This is a genomic window from Aliihoeflea sp. PC F10.4 (assembly GCF_054612275.1).
Map to the genome: position 1 here is coordinate 1,477,991 of NZ_JBTSWH010000001.1, position 13,239 is coordinate 1,491,229.

A 13,239-nucleotide genomic window follows, 5' to 3' on the forward strand; every position below is an offset into this window, starting at 1 on the left:
AAGAGACGTGAAAAACAAGCTGCATTAAAGTACTTACATTCAGTTTAAGTCGGTCGGAGAGGGATAAAGGGATGCATACCTAATTACTCGATCCGGATTTTCTGAAACGTCCTGTCGCCATTTTTCCTTACTCTCTAGCGATGCCTTGTCCCAGTCTAATCCTGTATCAACTGAGAACAGAATACGCATCATTCTTGAAGTGTCGATTTCGCTCATATGTGCGTCTCCAGCCTCTCTGATGTACTGGCTACCCGACATTCACGGCGGCTGCAACGATGATCCACACTCGAACCGGAAAGGCCAACGAGCTGCCACTCGCTGGGTTGGTGTTGAAGAACGCTTTAACGGCGAATAGCCGGATATCTGGAAGTGGCTCGGCTTGACCGATGCTTTTATAGCCCGTAGTCGAACGCGTCAGTGCGTGGGAGTGTGCTCTTCAGGGCGCCGACCAGGAGATTAACGCAATTTATGGCTATCAAGCGCTTCGTGCTACAGCTAACTACGAGCCGGTTTATTCGCGCTATCTCAATCCTTGCATCTGCTGCCGCAATTGGCCAATTCGTAATGGTCGCTGCGATGCCGCTTTTGACGCGAATATATACACCGGACGATTTTGGATTATTTGCGCTTTTTGGTGGAATAAGTGCGGCAATACTTGTGATATCTAGCCTGCGTTATGAGATCGCAATTCCTTTAAATAAAAAAGAGATTAATGCAAGATCCGTATTGATACTATCGCTATTCATCAATTTATTAATATCTATCGTCGCTTTTTTATTAATTTTAATATGGCGAAGGGCGATCGAGGAATGGTTCGCAGTTGATGGAATAGCCAACCTGTTACTCCTCTTGCCAATCGTTGTTTTTTGTGGCGGTTGCTATAAGGCACTTAATTACTGGGCAATTCGACAATCGGATTTTCGTGCGATCGCGCATACGAGAATAGCTCAAGGAATTGCCTACGTCATCGCACAACTAGCAGGCGGCCTCCTCGGTTGGGGCGCCTTCGGTTTGGCGGTGGGGCAGCTCTTCGGATTTGCGGCTGGTACGTTTCGCCTGGCTCGTGGAGCGAATCTCCAAGCCATCAATTTTATGGATGAAAATCTGCGAAGGCGAATGCGCGGACTTGCACGTCGTCATTCGAATTTTCCTAAGTTTGATGTCCCGGGTTCGCTCGTTGACGTTGTTGGTGTTCAGCTGCCCAATGTCTTGCTCGCAGCAGTTTTTAGTGCGCCAGTGGCCGGCTTCTATCTTGTCGCTGATCGCGTACTTTCCGCACCCCTGTCGCTGGTTGGCCAAGCAGTCGGGCAAGTCCTGTATTCACGAGGAGGTGAAGGTGCCCGATCGGGGGAGCTTGGGCGCCTTGCGACCAAAGTCGCGATGGTTCTGGGTGTGCTTTCAATACCCCCGGCAATCCTGCTCTTTTTCGTCGGTGAGCATATTTTTGCAATCATCTTCGGCAAGATGTGGGGGCAGGCAGGAACTTTCGCTAGCTACATGATCATTGGAATATGTGTGCAGTTCATTTATAGTTCTATCTCGGTAGTCTTGATGGCGACAGATGGACAGAGAGTAAATTTGGTTGTCCATTCGACTGTTTTGCTCGGAAAGTTAGCGGCTTTTATAGTGGGTTCAACCTTTTCAAGTCCAATACTTACTGTAGCGCTTATATCTATTGTAAATTCGATTGGATATGGTTTGTCGATATTTGTAATAATAAATCATGCAAATAATTATTACTTAGAAAATCGTAAAGTATAAGAAAGATAAGATATGTGTGGTATAGCGGGTGGAATATGGGCTGAAGAAGTTAATCGGATTGACGATAAGGTTAATTCAGCTTTGGCGGCTATGCGTCATCGTGGGCCGAATGACAGTGGAGTGGAGATATTTACTGTATCTACCTCCACGGTTGCACTAGCCCAAACTAGGTTGTCGGTCATCGACCTGAGCTCTGGCGGGCATCAGCCAATGTGGAGCGACAACGGAAAGTATGCGATCGTCTTTAATGGCGAGATTTACAATTACAAAGAGTTACGAGCTGAGCTCGCTGATTGCGGTCACATATTCCGCACCGCTTCAGATACGGAAGTCCTTCTCAAAGCATGGGTTCACTGGGGTGAATCATGCTTGATGCGCTGTGAGGGTATGTTTGCGTTTGCTATAGCCGATGTAGATGCAGGCACCGTGACCTGTGTGCGCGACGCATTCGGTATAAAGCCATTCTTCTATGATTCTACCAACGGGTTCGTATTTGCTTCTGAACAGCCCGCGCTTTTATCGATGCGTACTCAACCTCCAAAAGCAAATCTCCAGCGAGCGTACGACTACCTTGTAAATGGAGATTACGACAATGGCCCAAATAGTTTTGTTGATGGAGTGCGTCACCTAGAGCCGGGTCATATCGTAGAGGTTGATATAATATCTGGACGTATCAAGTCAGCGAGGCGCTGGTGGTGGCCAAAGTTCGCAGAGCGTCCAAATATTAATTTCGGCGAAGCTGCTGAGATGGTGCGTGACGCGTTTTTGCACAACGTGAAGCTCCACTTGCGATCTGATGTACCGCTCGGAGCAGCTTTATCTGGGGGCATTGATTCGTCAGCAATCGTTTGCGCCATGCGCCATGTAGCTCCCGACGCTCCAATACATACCTTTAGCTACGTTGCATCCGGGGCAGGCTTGTCGGAAGAGAGTTGGATTGACAGCATCAACGAACATGTCGGAGCGGTAAGTCACAAAGTGACGGCGACGGCGAATGATTTCGCGCGTGATGTCGATGCGATGATTCTTGCTCAGGGCGAGCCATTTGGCAGCACCAGTATATACGCTCAATACCGTGTATTTCAGCTCGCGCGTGAGAGTGGCATGACTGTGACGCTTGAAGGACAAGGTGCGGATGAACTTTTGGCCGGCTATTGGGGGTATCCAGGTTATCGAATTCGCAGCCTTGTTGAGTCTAAAGAGTTCGCCCGGGCACACCGCTTCGCCAAACACTGGAGCACGTGGCCGGGACGAAGCTATCACCGCGCGATAATGTATTATGCAGCCACAGTGCTGCGTGGCCGCATGCATGCTCGAGGACGGGCTTTGCTTGGTCGAGACGCGAGACCAAAGTGGCTCGATGTGGCGGCCTTAACTGATGCCGGCGTTCAATTTGAGGAAAGACTTTGGAGTGGTGCGCCACACGGGCATGGACGCCGTGTTGTGGAGAGATTGGCTTATGAAGCACAGGAGCGTGTCCTGCCTAGTCTACTGCGACATAGCGATCGAAACGCCATGCGCTTCTCAATCGAGGGCCGCGTCCCCTTCTTGACCCCGCAGTTTGCTGAGCTTTTGCTATCGTTGCCGGAGAGTTTTCTCATATCAGACGGCGGCGAGACGAAATCAGTGTTTAGAGAAGCTATGCGGGGCATCGTTCCATCCGCAATCCTAGATCGCAAAGACAAAATTGGTTTTGCTACGCCTGAACGCGAATGGTTGCTTTCGATCGCCCCTCAAGTGCGTGGTTGGCTCCGAGAATCTGGAGAAGTGCCTTTCTTGAGGCAACAGCAGCTTCTCGAAGCCTTTGATGATGTTGTCGTCGGCCGAAGGTCATTTTCTTGGCAGGTGTGGCGATGGATCAATTATGTCAGGTGGTATCGATTGGCAGGCATGCAGAGCTGAAGATGCTACGCATCTCGCGATGTCCGCCTTCCAGTCATGCCAACACCCCATACAGGTCGGCCAAAATAATCGAGAAATTTGCTTGCTCGTTGTACATCAATGACATCGAACCCGCCTCTCTCATACCATTCGATGACTTCATTGAAGCTATGCCGATGAGCGAACATAGGTGACAGCCGATCTCGCAAGGCATGATCAGTGTTTTTCCATTCCCACTTGCCATCCAGTCGCTTGACAGATGGCGCTTGGAGAAAAATGGGGTGAGCCGCAGCTGTCATTACCGCGAGCATTGCGTTTCGAATGGCGCGAGGGCTTCGGCTTATAATCGGACGTGATATGCTTTCCACGTGCCACATAGTTCGAGTAACAGCACCTTTCACACCACCCGATACGAGATGATCATCTAAGCCATATACCCAAACAAAAATGTGCCCATCTTTCCGCGCATGCTTTGAGATGGAATCGAACGCTGCCTTTGTTGAGTAGGTGTGATGAATAACGCCTTGAGAGTATACTAAGTCGAAGTCAAAATCCCGAAAAGGAAGTGCGAACAGAGATGCGACTATAAGATGTAAGTTTGGCCGATCTTTGTAAACATTGCCGCTTTTAAGGACGGCAAAATTCAAATCAATTCCATATACTTCGACTTGGTCTCCTATTGCATCTTGTAGAGCTGCTGACTCGCGCCCTAAACCGCAACCTACATTAAGAACACTTGCTGGCTTGACGTTATCATCCATCCAGCCGAGCCAGACGTCACGATGCAATTTGATTAGATCATCAGCGGTATAACTGAATGACAAATCGTTTTCTTGAACGAGATCCCATTCGTCTGAAAATGTCTCCTGCACCGACGCCTCCCCAGGGCGCGGCTGACCAGAAGGCATTCTATGGCTATCAGGTATTTTACCTTCAAACCGATTTGCAAATGTCTTATGAAAATCAGTGGTGAAGTCGAGCAAAACGGGAACTCGGCCCATCACTGGAAACCAAGTCATACACCCGTCACAAATCAAAATCCCATCCGCGACCTCACCATCTGTGGGTTCTTCAAACGCTCTTAGTGACAGACCATTTTCACCCCGGCAGATGGGGCAGCATAGCCGCGAAATATTAGAAAGTTTCATGAATCTTCCTGCTGATTGATGGTGCCTTGCGCTGAAAGGGTTCGCGACGAAAACCTACATCATCGATTGGATTGCGCAATTGCTTTCAATCGAACCACGTTCGAGTGGTGAAGTTCGCGGTGCGTCTTTTCCGGTCATTCTAGCGAACCCAATGGAAGACACCGGCAAAGTATGCATTTCGGATCGCTGATCCCCCAATCACGGTTTTCGAAAGCCGGCTTCTCAGCTGGAGGGCTACGCCACCGGCCTCGCTGGCAACTGCTGCGTCGCCGGCGGAATTTCAGCAATCGGTCAGCAATATGGAAGCCCCGTCACCCGGGTGGGAACCATCCAAGTTGGTGCAGCGCGTCGTGCAACGCTTTGCCTTGCTCGGTGAATTGTAGATCGGTCACATCAGGGCCGAGGGCTATCGCCCAGCCAGACTGAACAATCGTGACCAAGGACAGTGGGCCAACGCAGTGGGGCTGACCCATCCCGATGAATCTCAAGCCTCTGCGCTGTTGGTAAGAAAGTCGTCGCGCCTGTTCGCGCACATCCTCGCTGATTGCCATAGATTGCTTCTCCCACTGCGAAAGAAAACTACGTCAGGGGCGGGACCGAAGTTTCGGCACTCGCTAATGTCGTTAGGAGCGCTTTGGCTTCTTCGCCGGCTTTTTCGCTACCTCGGACTTTTTTCGGCGCTCGTCCGACACTGGTTTGCTGCCAACTTTTTCAGTGAACTTGATTGCCATAGGGCCTCAGCTTTTAGGCGCGAGTTCATGGGATTTCGCGGACGGCGAGCGTGATCTCGCGGCAGCAACTTGACGTCAATCCGTCGCCCGACCCCGTTCTTGAATAAACGGCAGTCGCGTCCGGAGTGCTTGTGACAGACCAGCTTCGCTAAATCTACCTGACATTGGAGAAACCGCTATGCGCGTTGATTTCAACGTGGCGATGGAAGTCGCCGCGCATGAGGCGCTTGTGCGCCAGACGTATCTCGACAGCAAGAAGGTGAAGACCTGGTGCGTCGGCATGACGAACGCGACCGGTCATCGCGTCGAGCGCTATATCGGCAAACCGGCCAGCCTCCAGCATTGCATGAACGTCTTTGCGTGGGCGCTGACGAATTATGCCCGGCAGGTGCAGGAAGCTTTCGCTACTCGCCCGCTGACGCAGGAGCAGTTCGCCGCTGCCCTCTCATTTCACTGGAACACAGGCGCGATCAAGAGCGCGACGTGGGTGCGTTACTGGCTGCGCGGCGAGGACGAGAAGGCGCGCAAGGCCTTCATGAACTGGATCACGCCGAAGGAAATCGCAACTCGGCGCGGCAAGGAGCGTGATCTGTTCTTCGACGGCAAGTGGTCGAATGACGGACGGATGACCGAGTTTACTCGCGTGCGCGCCAGCATGGCGCCGGACTGGTCGAGCGGCATCAAGATTAACGTCGCCACCGAACTGCGCAACGCCTTCGCAGAAGCCGCCGATGTCGTGCTCGATCAGCAGCCGGATCCCGATGCCGTGCCGGCCGGGCCGACGCTATCGCCGGAAGGCGGCGAGCCCGTCGCTTCAAACGATCCGATCATCATCGAGGACAACACCATGCCTGCACCTGTCGGCCACAATGGTGGCCCTGCCATCACTGACGACCTTTCCCCGATCGAGCAGATGAACAAGCCGGTGCAAGGTGCCAAAGGCAACCTCGCTGCCGGCGGCGTCGGCGCGGCGCTTCTTGTCCTCGCCTCGACGGCCGGGTGGCTTCCAGCAGCATGGACAACCAGCCCGGACGCAATGCTGGCGCTCGGTATTGTCGTGCCCTGGCTTGGCGGTTTGGTCGGCAACTTTGTTGGGTCATACCGCGCGCCTGACAAGCGCTTCCAAGCATGATTATCGTCCGCGTCATCCGTGGCGTCACGGATCATTTCCCGATCCGCATGTCGGAATGGGTGATGCTGTGGCCGGCGCTTGGCCTGTGGATCGGATTGCAGGCATCGCCGGATATGTTTCAGACTTCGAACTCATTCGCGTATCTGGCGCATTGGGCTGACGAGCGGACATGGGCCGCGATCATCGGCCTATGCGGGCTGATGCGTCTTCTCGCGCTGACCATCAACGGCACGTTCAAGGGATTCGCTTTCTCACCACATATCCGCGCCGTCGCCTCGATCGTCGGCGTTGCGATTTGGTCTCAGATCTCGCTCGGCTTCCTGATGGCGTGGATCAAGGTCGGCGGCGCCCCATCGGGCGCGGTGGCGTGGTCGACGATGGTGCTTCTTGAGATCATGAACACGTACCGCTCTTGGTCGGACGTGGGGAAGAATGCAGCGGAGCGGGCTTGATGGAATGGATGACGAAGATCGATCTCGTCCAGGCTGCCAATGCCCTCGTCATCCTGATCGTCGGTCTAGCAGCCGGGCTGGGTTGGCGATCGGGCAAGCGCGCGCCTCAGCCTAAGCCAGAAGATGCGACTGTCGCAGTCGCCGGCGCACTCGTTGACGGCTCGTCCGTGCGGCAGCTTGCGGAAGTCGTCGAGCATTATCGGCAGGATCAGGAACGCGCGCGTAAGATCGGGCATGAGCTTGTCGACGCGATGGAGGGTATGACGCGAGAGATGAGCGAAATGCGTGCCGAGATGCGAATGCAGCGGCGCTAACCAGCGACGGATCAGTCACACTTTCGTTTGCGCTTGCCCAACGGAATGCTAGAAGGCAAGCACATTCTAGGGAGATAGGCTGTTGAGCGAAGAAACTACCAAATCCGCACCTGCTACGGACGAGATCATCAGCCGGACGACGGAAATCGTTTCGGCTTTTGTGTCAAATAATCCCATTCCAGCAGGCGATGTACCTGGCTTTATCGCAACGGTCCATTCTATGCTCAAAACGTTATCCAGTCCTTCGGAAGTCGCGCCGGAGACAGTTCAACAGCCAGCCGTAAACCCAAAGAAGTCGATCACGCCCGACTACCTCATCAGCCTCGAGGACGGAAAGCAATATCGGACACTTAAGCGCCATCTTACGGCTCACGGCATGACGCCAGATGAGTACCGTGAGAAGTGGAGCCTACCCTTTGATTACCCGATGGTAGCCCCGAGCTACGCTGCCGCGCGATCTGTCATGGCTAAAGAAATAGGTCTCGGTCGAAAATCTGGAAACAACACTGCTGCTAAGCGAGCCGTTGAGCGCGGGCGCCCAAAGCGGTCGTAATCATCCGTTCGCTTGCATTGATGCGCTACTTTCGCAGTCATTGACGTACTTCCTCGTAAAGTTATTTTTAGTAAAATGCGGATGCATGGCCTGCTGTCTGATAATAGGTCGGCGGATTTTCGCCTATCTGCCTTCTTGCGAGGCATCTGTGAAAGGCCAGGAAACGCAAAAGAGATTCTGAAGGGCAAAGGCGGAGCATGATGTGGGTTAAGCGTCTCTTGCTCTTCCGACGCCGATATGAGCACTATTTTCTTAGCCTTGGGGCGGCAGGTCTGCCATTTAGAAATGGCGTCACTACTGTAATCGCGATTATCTTTGCCGTTATTGGTATTTACCTTGCTGCGGCACGTCATCGATCGACGCGTTATCAATCATGGATGTATATTGGACTGACTGTCGGATATTTTATTTGGAGTATTTCACTGATCGTCATTCGCGATCAACCAATTTTAGGTAATCGTCAGATAACTTACAGTCTACTTATAGGTATTCTAGCTTTTTGCGGCAGTGGAATGGTTCTTGTTCGAAGGCCCGTCTGTGCTTTTGTAGTCGGAAGCCGCATTGGAGTTATTTTAGCTGCGATTATTAGTGTAATCTCTCGATTTATTTGGGAATCTCGCTTCGGAATGGGCGGAAATCCTGCGCCCTGGGCGCTGATCGTCTCCATTTGTGCGGTAGCCGCCATCATGCCGATGAAATCGGCACCGTCCTGGGCACCCAATTCGAGCCTTTATCTTCTGGCGGGAATCCTGGCGGTCGCGGCATCCGAAACGCGCGCCGTGCTTGCACCGCTTCTACTCATCGTGCTGGTGGAAGCCGCGCGGTGGCTTTCGAACAAGAACTGGACGGTTAGGGCAGCGGCAGCCGCCGCAGGTTTTGCCGCGCTCGTCGCGCTGAGCTTCATCGATCCGTTCTCCAGTGTTCTCCACGGACGGATTGTGCCCGCCATCCAATTCGCGCTCGGTAACGCGCCCGAATGGGGCGGCGGCGACTCTGACACCATTAGACTGTATATGTGGCTTGGTGCACTGAAGGCGTTTCTCCAGAGCCCGCTTATTGGTCTGGGGGCGGAGCGCATGGATGCTGTCGTGCTCTTGGCGCCGGCGATGAACGAAGCCATCGCTCAGTACCAGCATGTTCATAATATCTTTCTCGACGAACTGATCTCGCAGGGTCTGATCGGATTCGTCTTGCTCTTCGGCGCGCTATGGACGGCAGTTGCGCATCTGTACCGCCGAAATGCAGACACATCCGTCAGGCTAAACATCGCCTACGTGACCGTTACGGTGCTGAGTTATGGGATGGTTCACAATCCGATGCTGCACGAGACCACCATTGCAGCAATCTTCCTGTATATCGGTGTCCTGATGGCGCACACGGCTCGGCACCGGATAACTTTCAACGTCTGTCGGTGATGGATAATTGTCGCATTAGAATTTGACTTTTTCAGTTACTGCCCGACGCGGACCGTAGTGGACTAATCAACCGCAAGGCGTCTGACCGCAATGCTCGCCTTGCCATCGCCGAGCACCTCGACCAACGTATTTTCGAGATAGAATTCAACCGTCTGCTCATTGACCTCGCGCGCGAGCTGCTTGGCTGCAAGAACGTGCTGGATCATCTCGGTACGCTTCTCCTCGATTTCGCTCAATGTGCCAGCACCTTCGGCTTCCAGCCTCGCGCGTAGCCGTAGCTCATGGCAAGGCCAGCAAGGATCAGTTCGTGTCGAAGATAGACGATGTCGTGCAGTGCCGCGTCGAGCGCAGCCGTTGCATTGCCATCGAACCGTGCCAGCACAGCTTCGGTCGACATCTCATCGCGCATAGCTTGGCGGTCCGATTCCGTGATGGGCTCGGGTCTCATATCCGTATCCAGTTCGTGACGTTCAGATGCGGATAAGCCTGCCATCGACACGATCGGTTGGCAAGGAATTTGTTCTCATTTCGTTCTGGATGATCGGTTTCAACTGGGGCGGGTTTTAGCGCCCGATATCGCAAAGGCGATGTTGAAACCGCGCTTAGAAAGGGCAGGGAATTTCACCGGCCTGTCACGCCGGCGCTTAACCGTCGGCTCAAACCGATGGGAGTTGCGGTGACAATCTATCGGTTTAAACCGATGGGGGACTTGCGGAGAGTTTAGGTATGCCTTAACTCTTGGCGACGATGATGACCGACAAGGCCCAGCAAAAAAGTCTCAGTCAGTTGCTGGTGTCTGCCGGCGAGCGCGTCGCATCCGGTAACCACGCAGATGTTTGGCTGGTGGACGAAGCGCTCGAAAAATATCGTGCTCTAGAGAAGCGCAACGACGATGATGCCCGAAAAGCGAAAACGCAGCTACCACGGTTCTTCAAGCGGTACGCTGACGGGCACCGTCTCTCGGATCAACAGTTCAAGCCGCAAGGCGAAAAGACTGTTGGTTACGTGACCATGCAAGTGTTTGCCTTCAAAGGCCGGCAGTTCCGAATTTACGGCGTTGTGGTGGATTGCGGAGGCCAGAGGACTTTCATCGGATGCTCGGTTGATCCCTCGAAAAAGCAGAATAGTGCTAAATCGGCGATCGTGAAACGGGCGGTAGAGATTTACGTGAGGATGTTTAAATGAGCGATGTCAAGGCGACCTACAATCACTTCATCGAAGCTGAAGAAAACGCGCTGATGGATTTCCAGTTCGCAATCCTTGATGAATTGGAAGCACGTGACTGGAGTCAGAAGCAACTGGCGGAGGCTCTCGGCGTGTCCAACTCGCGAGTTAGCCAGATGCTCTCGCCTGATGCCAACCCGACGCTGAAGCTTACCGCTCGCGCTCTGAAGGTTCTGGGACTTTTCGCAGACTATAAAACGGCATCTGCTGCATCTGCGTCGGAGGCTTCCTCGCGCGAGGCGAAGAGCGACTTCCGCTTCTTCGAGGAGCACGCATGGGCAACCGCTTTCAAGTGGCAGCCCATGCGCCACACAAGTGATGCGGCTAATGAGAATTTTGCCGAGCTCGAATTGCAGGCGGCCTGATAGATTATGGAAAATAACACTGGTGACGAGCTGAAAGTCTCAAGGCAGCAGATGCTCGATGACTATCACCGAGTTGTTGACAACGCTGAGCTTGTTTCAATTCAGCTAATCAAGTCGGTATTCGAGGTGAAGCCAGGCTTCTTTGGCGACCCATTGGTCAGGCAAGGACTCTCGGTCACCGTTGATATCGCGAACATAGAATTCTCTGCTGAGCGAGGGGTGGCCATGGCCTATCTTAGCTTTGAGGTGGAGGCTCGCGCGAAGCGTAAGAAGCTCCTCGGATGCACTGGGGACTATTTGGTCATTTACGAGGGGCTTGCCGGATGCGATGAAAAAGCGGTCAGGGCGTTCGTCTCAAAAGTGGCTACGTTTGCTGCATACCCGTATTTCCGAAGCTACTTTGCTACTGCTGACTGGGCTGCGACAACGCAGTTGCCACCGCTGCCAGTTCTTCGCGAGCGCGGGGACGAGAAGGCGAAGGGTCCAGCCAAGAGGGTGGATAAAGCGTAGTCAGAACGGCCCTTTATCCAAACTGAAGCCAAAGAATTCGTGACGCACCTTTGCGCCACTTAGTGTGCCACAGATCGCGCCACGTTGAAGCAGAAAACCTAGCTATTCTCTAATAAATTCAATGTCGCTTATATGGTGCGGTTGCTTCTCGACCGCACCATGACGGCTTCGTTCGAAGCCCGAGGCTATTGGCCACCTCTCTCACAGCTTTCGTATATCGGCGCACTTGCGTGCGTCCGTTTTTGCACGCGCAGAAAATTGCGCGGATTGTGGCAGTAATTCTGAATTTTTGTCTCACACCCTCAGATCAATTGAGTGGCATTTCGAGATATGGATGCCAAATTCACCATGCTCGATCACGCTGGGCTAGTCAGTGTGTAGTTGACGCAGAGATGTTGGTTTCAGGAAGACCCAAGACGACCTAACCCGTCTTTTCGTCATAAACCCAGCCGGCTGAAATTTACTCGGCCGAAAGAAGGGAATGGTTTTTATCATGGCATTCAACCGAACAATTCGTACCGCAATCTTGTCCGCTGCACTCGGCGTGTCGGGTTTGTCCGTTGCACCTGCTTTGGCTCAGGACACCATGCAGGCACCGGTCGAGGCTCCCGCCGGTGCATCTTATGATGAAGGCAAGCTTCAGTCCTTTGTGGTCGCTTTCCTGCAGGTTGACGAGATCAACCGCACCTACGCGCCGCAGCTTCAGCAAGCCGAAGGTGAAGAAGCGCAGGGCGCCGTTCGAGAAGAGGCAAGCCAGCAGATGATGCAGGCCGTCGAATCGGTCGATGGCATTACCGTGGAGGAGTATGGTGAGATCATTCAGCAGGCACAGACCGACCCTGCGCTCGCCGAGCAGATCAACGGCTATATCCAGCAGGCAGTCGGCGCTCCGGCTGAAGGCGCGGCACCGACGGAGCCGGCGGCACCGGCCGAGCCTGCGCCCGTCGAATAAAGCTCAGGTCGCCGTCATCAGTGCTTTGACGCCATCGGCGACGAACTGAACGGCGAGAGCGGCGAGAATGACGCCGAGCAGCCGTGTGAGAATTGATCGACCGGTTTCGCCCAAAAACCGGTCGATTCTGTCTGCAAGGACGAGAAACAGCCAGGTCACGATGATGCATGCGGCGAGAATCGCCACGAGCAGTGCCCGCTGTGACGCCGACTGAAAGGTGCTTGAAAGCAGGACGGTTGCCGAAATAGCACCCGGACCGGCGATCAACGGCAGTGCCAGCGGAAAGGCCGCGACGTTGCGGATGTGGTCTCTTGTGATGGCGGCGTCCGCGCTCTTTTCCTTCCGATCCTGCCTGCGTTCGAAAATCATCTCGAAGGCGATGTAGAAGAGAAGCAGGCCGCCCGCGACACGGAATGCGGGCAACGTAATTCCAAACACAGCCAGGATGGTCGTTCCAGCCACGGCGAAGAGGGCGAGAATGGCGAAGGCGATCAGGCTTGCGCGCAAGCTGACCTGCGATCTTTCGCTGCGATTCATGCCGGCGGTCAGCGCCAGAAAGAGCGGTGCGAGCCCCGGTGGGTCGATCGTCACGAGCAGCGTCACGAAAGCGTTGAAAATGTTGTCGATCACCGCAAGGCTCATCCTGGCTGGAGTGGAAGGCTCACGCTCTTAACGCAGTTTGCGGAGATGGTCGCGCTCTCCAGTTGCTCCTTAAGCGAGACGTTTTCCCCAACTTGATTGCCTAAATTGCCGCAGCTATTCTAATTTATTGTTTTCAAAGGCAGAATTCTAGCCGGTCGA

At 53.7% G+C, this 13,239-nt stretch carries 16 protein-coding genes; 11 read left to right on the plus strand and 5 right to left on the minus strand.

Features of this window, described 5'->3' with window-relative positions; genetic code table 11:
* Positions 1–39: 39 nt before the first annotated feature.
* Positions 40–216 (minus strand): hypothetical protein, encoded by a 177-nt coding sequence (locus ACX82Z_RS07375; protein ID WP_459587658.1) that lies wholly within the window; start codon positions 214–216, stop codon positions 40–42.
* Positions 217–468: 252 nt separating this feature from the next.
* Between ACX82Z_RS07375 and ACX82Z_RS07380 the strand changes: the two genes are divergently transcribed.
* Positions 469–1,761 (plus strand): lipopolysaccharide biosynthesis protein, encoded by a 1,293-nt coding sequence (locus ACX82Z_RS07380; RefSeq protein WP_459587660.1) that lies wholly within the window; start codon positions 469–471, stop codon positions 1,759–1,761.
* Between the two features lie 12 nt (positions 1,762–1,773).
* The gene (gene asnB, locus ACX82Z_RS07385) at positions 1,774–3,663 is read left to right on the plus strand and encodes an asparagine synthase (glutamine-hydrolyzing) (protein WP_459587662.1); all 1,890 of its coding nucleotides are present in this window, start codon (positions 1,774–1,776) and stop codon (positions 3,661–3,663) included.
* A gap of 5 nt (positions 3,664–3,668) precedes the next feature.
* Here the strand turns inward: asnB and ACX82Z_RS07390 are convergent, their stop codons facing one another.
* Positions 3,669–4,790: a methyltransferase domain-containing protein gene (locus ACX82Z_RS07390; RefSeq protein ID WP_459587664.1), complete on the minus strand. Its 1,122-nt coding sequence runs from the start codon at positions 4,788–4,790 to the stop codon at positions 3,669–3,671.
* A gap of 909 nt (positions 4,791–5,699) precedes the next feature.
* Between ACX82Z_RS07390 and ACX82Z_RS07395 the strand changes: the two genes are divergently transcribed.
* The 5 genes from ACX82Z_RS07395 (at position 5,700) to ACX82Z_RS07415 (ending at position 9,387) form a co-directional block, all read left to right on the plus strand.
* A complete protein-coding gene (locus ACX82Z_RS07395) occupies positions 5,700–6,653 on the plus strand; it encodes a lysozyme (RefSeq protein ID WP_459587666.1) in 954 nt (317 codons plus the stop codon).
* The gene (locus ACX82Z_RS07400) at positions 6,650–7,105 is read left to right on the plus strand and encodes a hypothetical protein (protein ID WP_459587667.1); all 456 of its coding nucleotides are present in this window, start codon (positions 6,650–6,652) and stop codon (positions 7,103–7,105) included. The genes ACX82Z_RS07395 and ACX82Z_RS07400 overlap by 4 nt, the downstream gene beginning before the upstream one ends.
* Positions 7,105–7,419 carry a hypothetical protein gene (locus ACX82Z_RS07405; RefSeq protein ID WP_459587669.1) on the plus strand — a complete coding sequence of 105 codons (315 nt, stop codon included), beginning with the start codon at positions 7,105–7,107 and terminating at the stop codon, positions 7,417–7,419. The genes ACX82Z_RS07400 and ACX82Z_RS07405 overlap by 1 nt, the downstream gene beginning before the upstream one ends.
* An 82-nt stretch (positions 7,420–7,501) precedes the next feature.
* Positions 7,502–7,972: a Ros/MucR family transcriptional regulator gene (locus tag ACX82Z_RS07410; RefSeq protein ID WP_459587671.1), complete on the plus strand. Its 471-nt coding sequence runs from the start codon at positions 7,502–7,504 to the stop codon at positions 7,970–7,972.
* Positions 7,973–8,169: 197 nt separating this feature from the next.
* Positions 8,170–9,387: an O-antigen ligase family protein gene (locus ACX82Z_RS07415; RefSeq protein ID WP_459587673.1), complete on the plus strand. Its 1,218-nt coding sequence runs from the start codon at positions 8,170–8,172 to the stop codon at positions 9,385–9,387.
* A 62-nt stretch (positions 9,388–9,449) separates the two neighbouring features.
* Here the strand turns inward: ACX82Z_RS07415 and ACX82Z_RS07420 are convergent, their stop codons facing one another.
* Both ACX82Z_RS07420 and ACX82Z_RS07425 read right to left on the minus strand, forming a co-directional pair.
* The gene (locus tag ACX82Z_RS07420; protein WP_459587675.1) at positions 9,450–9,623 is read right to left on the minus strand and encodes a hypothetical protein; all 174 of its coding nucleotides are present in this window, start codon (positions 9,621–9,623) and stop codon (positions 9,450–9,452) included.
* Positions 9,620–9,835 carry a hypothetical protein gene (locus tag ACX82Z_RS07425; RefSeq protein WP_459587677.1) on the minus strand — a complete coding sequence of 72 codons (216 nt, stop codon included), beginning with the start codon at positions 9,833–9,835 and terminating at the stop codon, positions 9,620–9,622. The genes ACX82Z_RS07420 and ACX82Z_RS07425 overlap by 4 nt, the downstream gene beginning before the upstream one ends.
* A gap of 302 nt (positions 9,836–10,137) precedes the next feature.
* Here ACX82Z_RS07425 and ACX82Z_RS07430 point away from each other — a divergent pair, with 302 nt between their 5' ends.
* From ACX82Z_RS07430 to ACX82Z_RS07445, 4 genes are all read left to right on the plus strand, one after another.
* Entirely contained in the window at positions 10,138–10,572 is a 435-nt protein-coding gene (locus tag ACX82Z_RS07430) for a hypothetical protein (RefSeq protein ID WP_459587678.1), read from the plus strand.
* Complete coding sequence (locus ACX82Z_RS07435; RefSeq protein ID WP_459587680.1) at positions 10,569–10,976, plus strand: helix-turn-helix domain-containing protein; 408 nt, start codon at positions 10,569–10,571, stop codon at positions 10,974–10,976. The genes ACX82Z_RS07430 and ACX82Z_RS07435 overlap by 4 nt, the downstream gene beginning before the upstream one ends.
* Positions 10,977–10,982: 6 nt before the next feature.
* Positions 10,983–11,486 (plus strand): hypothetical protein, encoded by a 504-nt coding sequence (locus tag ACX82Z_RS07440; RefSeq protein ID WP_459587681.1) that lies wholly within the window; start codon positions 10,983–10,985, stop codon positions 11,484–11,486.
* Between the two features lie 493 nt (positions 11,487–11,979).
* Positions 11,980–12,438, plus strand: a complete 459-nt coding sequence (locus ACX82Z_RS07445; protein WP_459587683.1) for a DUF4168 domain-containing protein — start codon at positions 11,980–11,982, stop codon at positions 12,436–12,438.
* 3 nt (positions 12,439–12,441) lie between these two features.
* On the opposite strand, the gene ACX82Z_RS07450 is transcribed toward ACX82Z_RS07445, so the two are convergent.
* Positions 12,442–13,080 (minus strand): MarC family protein, encoded by a 639-nt coding sequence (locus tag ACX82Z_RS07450; RefSeq protein WP_459587685.1) that lies wholly within the window; start codon positions 13,078–13,080, stop codon positions 12,442–12,444.
* Positions 13,081–13,239: the final 159 nt, after the last annotated feature.

Excerpts from the sequence above, each read along its gene's own strand:
- ACX82Z_RS07375 (WP_459587658.1), bottom strand. The coding sequence starts at position 216 with ATGAGCGAAATCGACACTTCAAGAATGATGCGTATTCTGTTCTCAGTT.
- ACX82Z_RS07380 (WP_459587660.1), top strand. The coding sequence starts at position 469 with ATGGCTATCAAGCGCTTCGTGCTACAGCTAACTACGAGCCGGTTTATT.
- asnB (WP_459587662.1), top strand. The coding sequence starts at position 1,774 with ATGTGTGGTATAGCGGGTGGAATATGGGCTGAAGAAGTTAATCGGATT.
- ACX82Z_RS07390 (WP_459587664.1), bottom strand. The coding sequence starts at position 4,790 with ATGAAACTTTCTAATATTTCGCGGCTATGCTGCCCCATCTGCCGGGGT.
- ACX82Z_RS07395 (WP_459587666.1), top strand. The coding sequence starts at position 5,700 with ATGCGCGTTGATTTCAACGTGGCGATGGAAGTCGCCGCGCATGAGGCG.
- ACX82Z_RS07400 (WP_459587667.1), top strand. The coding sequence starts at position 6,650 with ATGATTATCGTCCGCGTCATCCGTGGCGTCACGGATCATTTCCCGATC.
- ACX82Z_RS07405 (WP_459587669.1), top strand. The coding sequence starts at position 7,105 with ATGGAATGGATGACGAAGATCGATCTCGTCCAGGCTGCCAATGCCCTC.
- ACX82Z_RS07415 (WP_459587673.1), top strand. The coding sequence starts at position 8,170 with ATGATGTGGGTTAAGCGTCTCTTGCTCTTCCGACGCCGATATGAGCAC.
- ACX82Z_RS07425 (WP_459587677.1), bottom strand. The coding sequence starts at position 9,835 with ATGAGACCCGAGCCCATCACGGAATCGGACCGCCAAGCTATGCGCGAT.
- ACX82Z_RS07430 (WP_459587678.1), top strand. The coding sequence starts at position 10,138 with ATGACCGACAAGGCCCAGCAAAAAAGTCTCAGTCAGTTGCTGGTGTCT.
- ACX82Z_RS07435 (WP_459587680.1), top strand. The coding sequence starts at position 10,569 with ATGAGCGATGTCAAGGCGACCTACAATCACTTCATCGAAGCTGAAGAA.
- ACX82Z_RS07440 (WP_459587681.1), top strand. The coding sequence starts at position 10,983 with ATGGAAAATAACACTGGTGACGAGCTGAAAGTCTCAAGGCAGCAGATG.
- ACX82Z_RS07445 (WP_459587683.1), top strand. The coding sequence starts at position 11,980 with ATGGCATTCAACCGAACAATTCGTACCGCAATCTTGTCCGCTGCACTC.
- ACX82Z_RS07450 (WP_459587685.1), bottom strand. The coding sequence starts at position 13,080 with ATGAGCCTTGCGGTGATCGACAACATTTTCAACGCTTTCGTGACGCTG.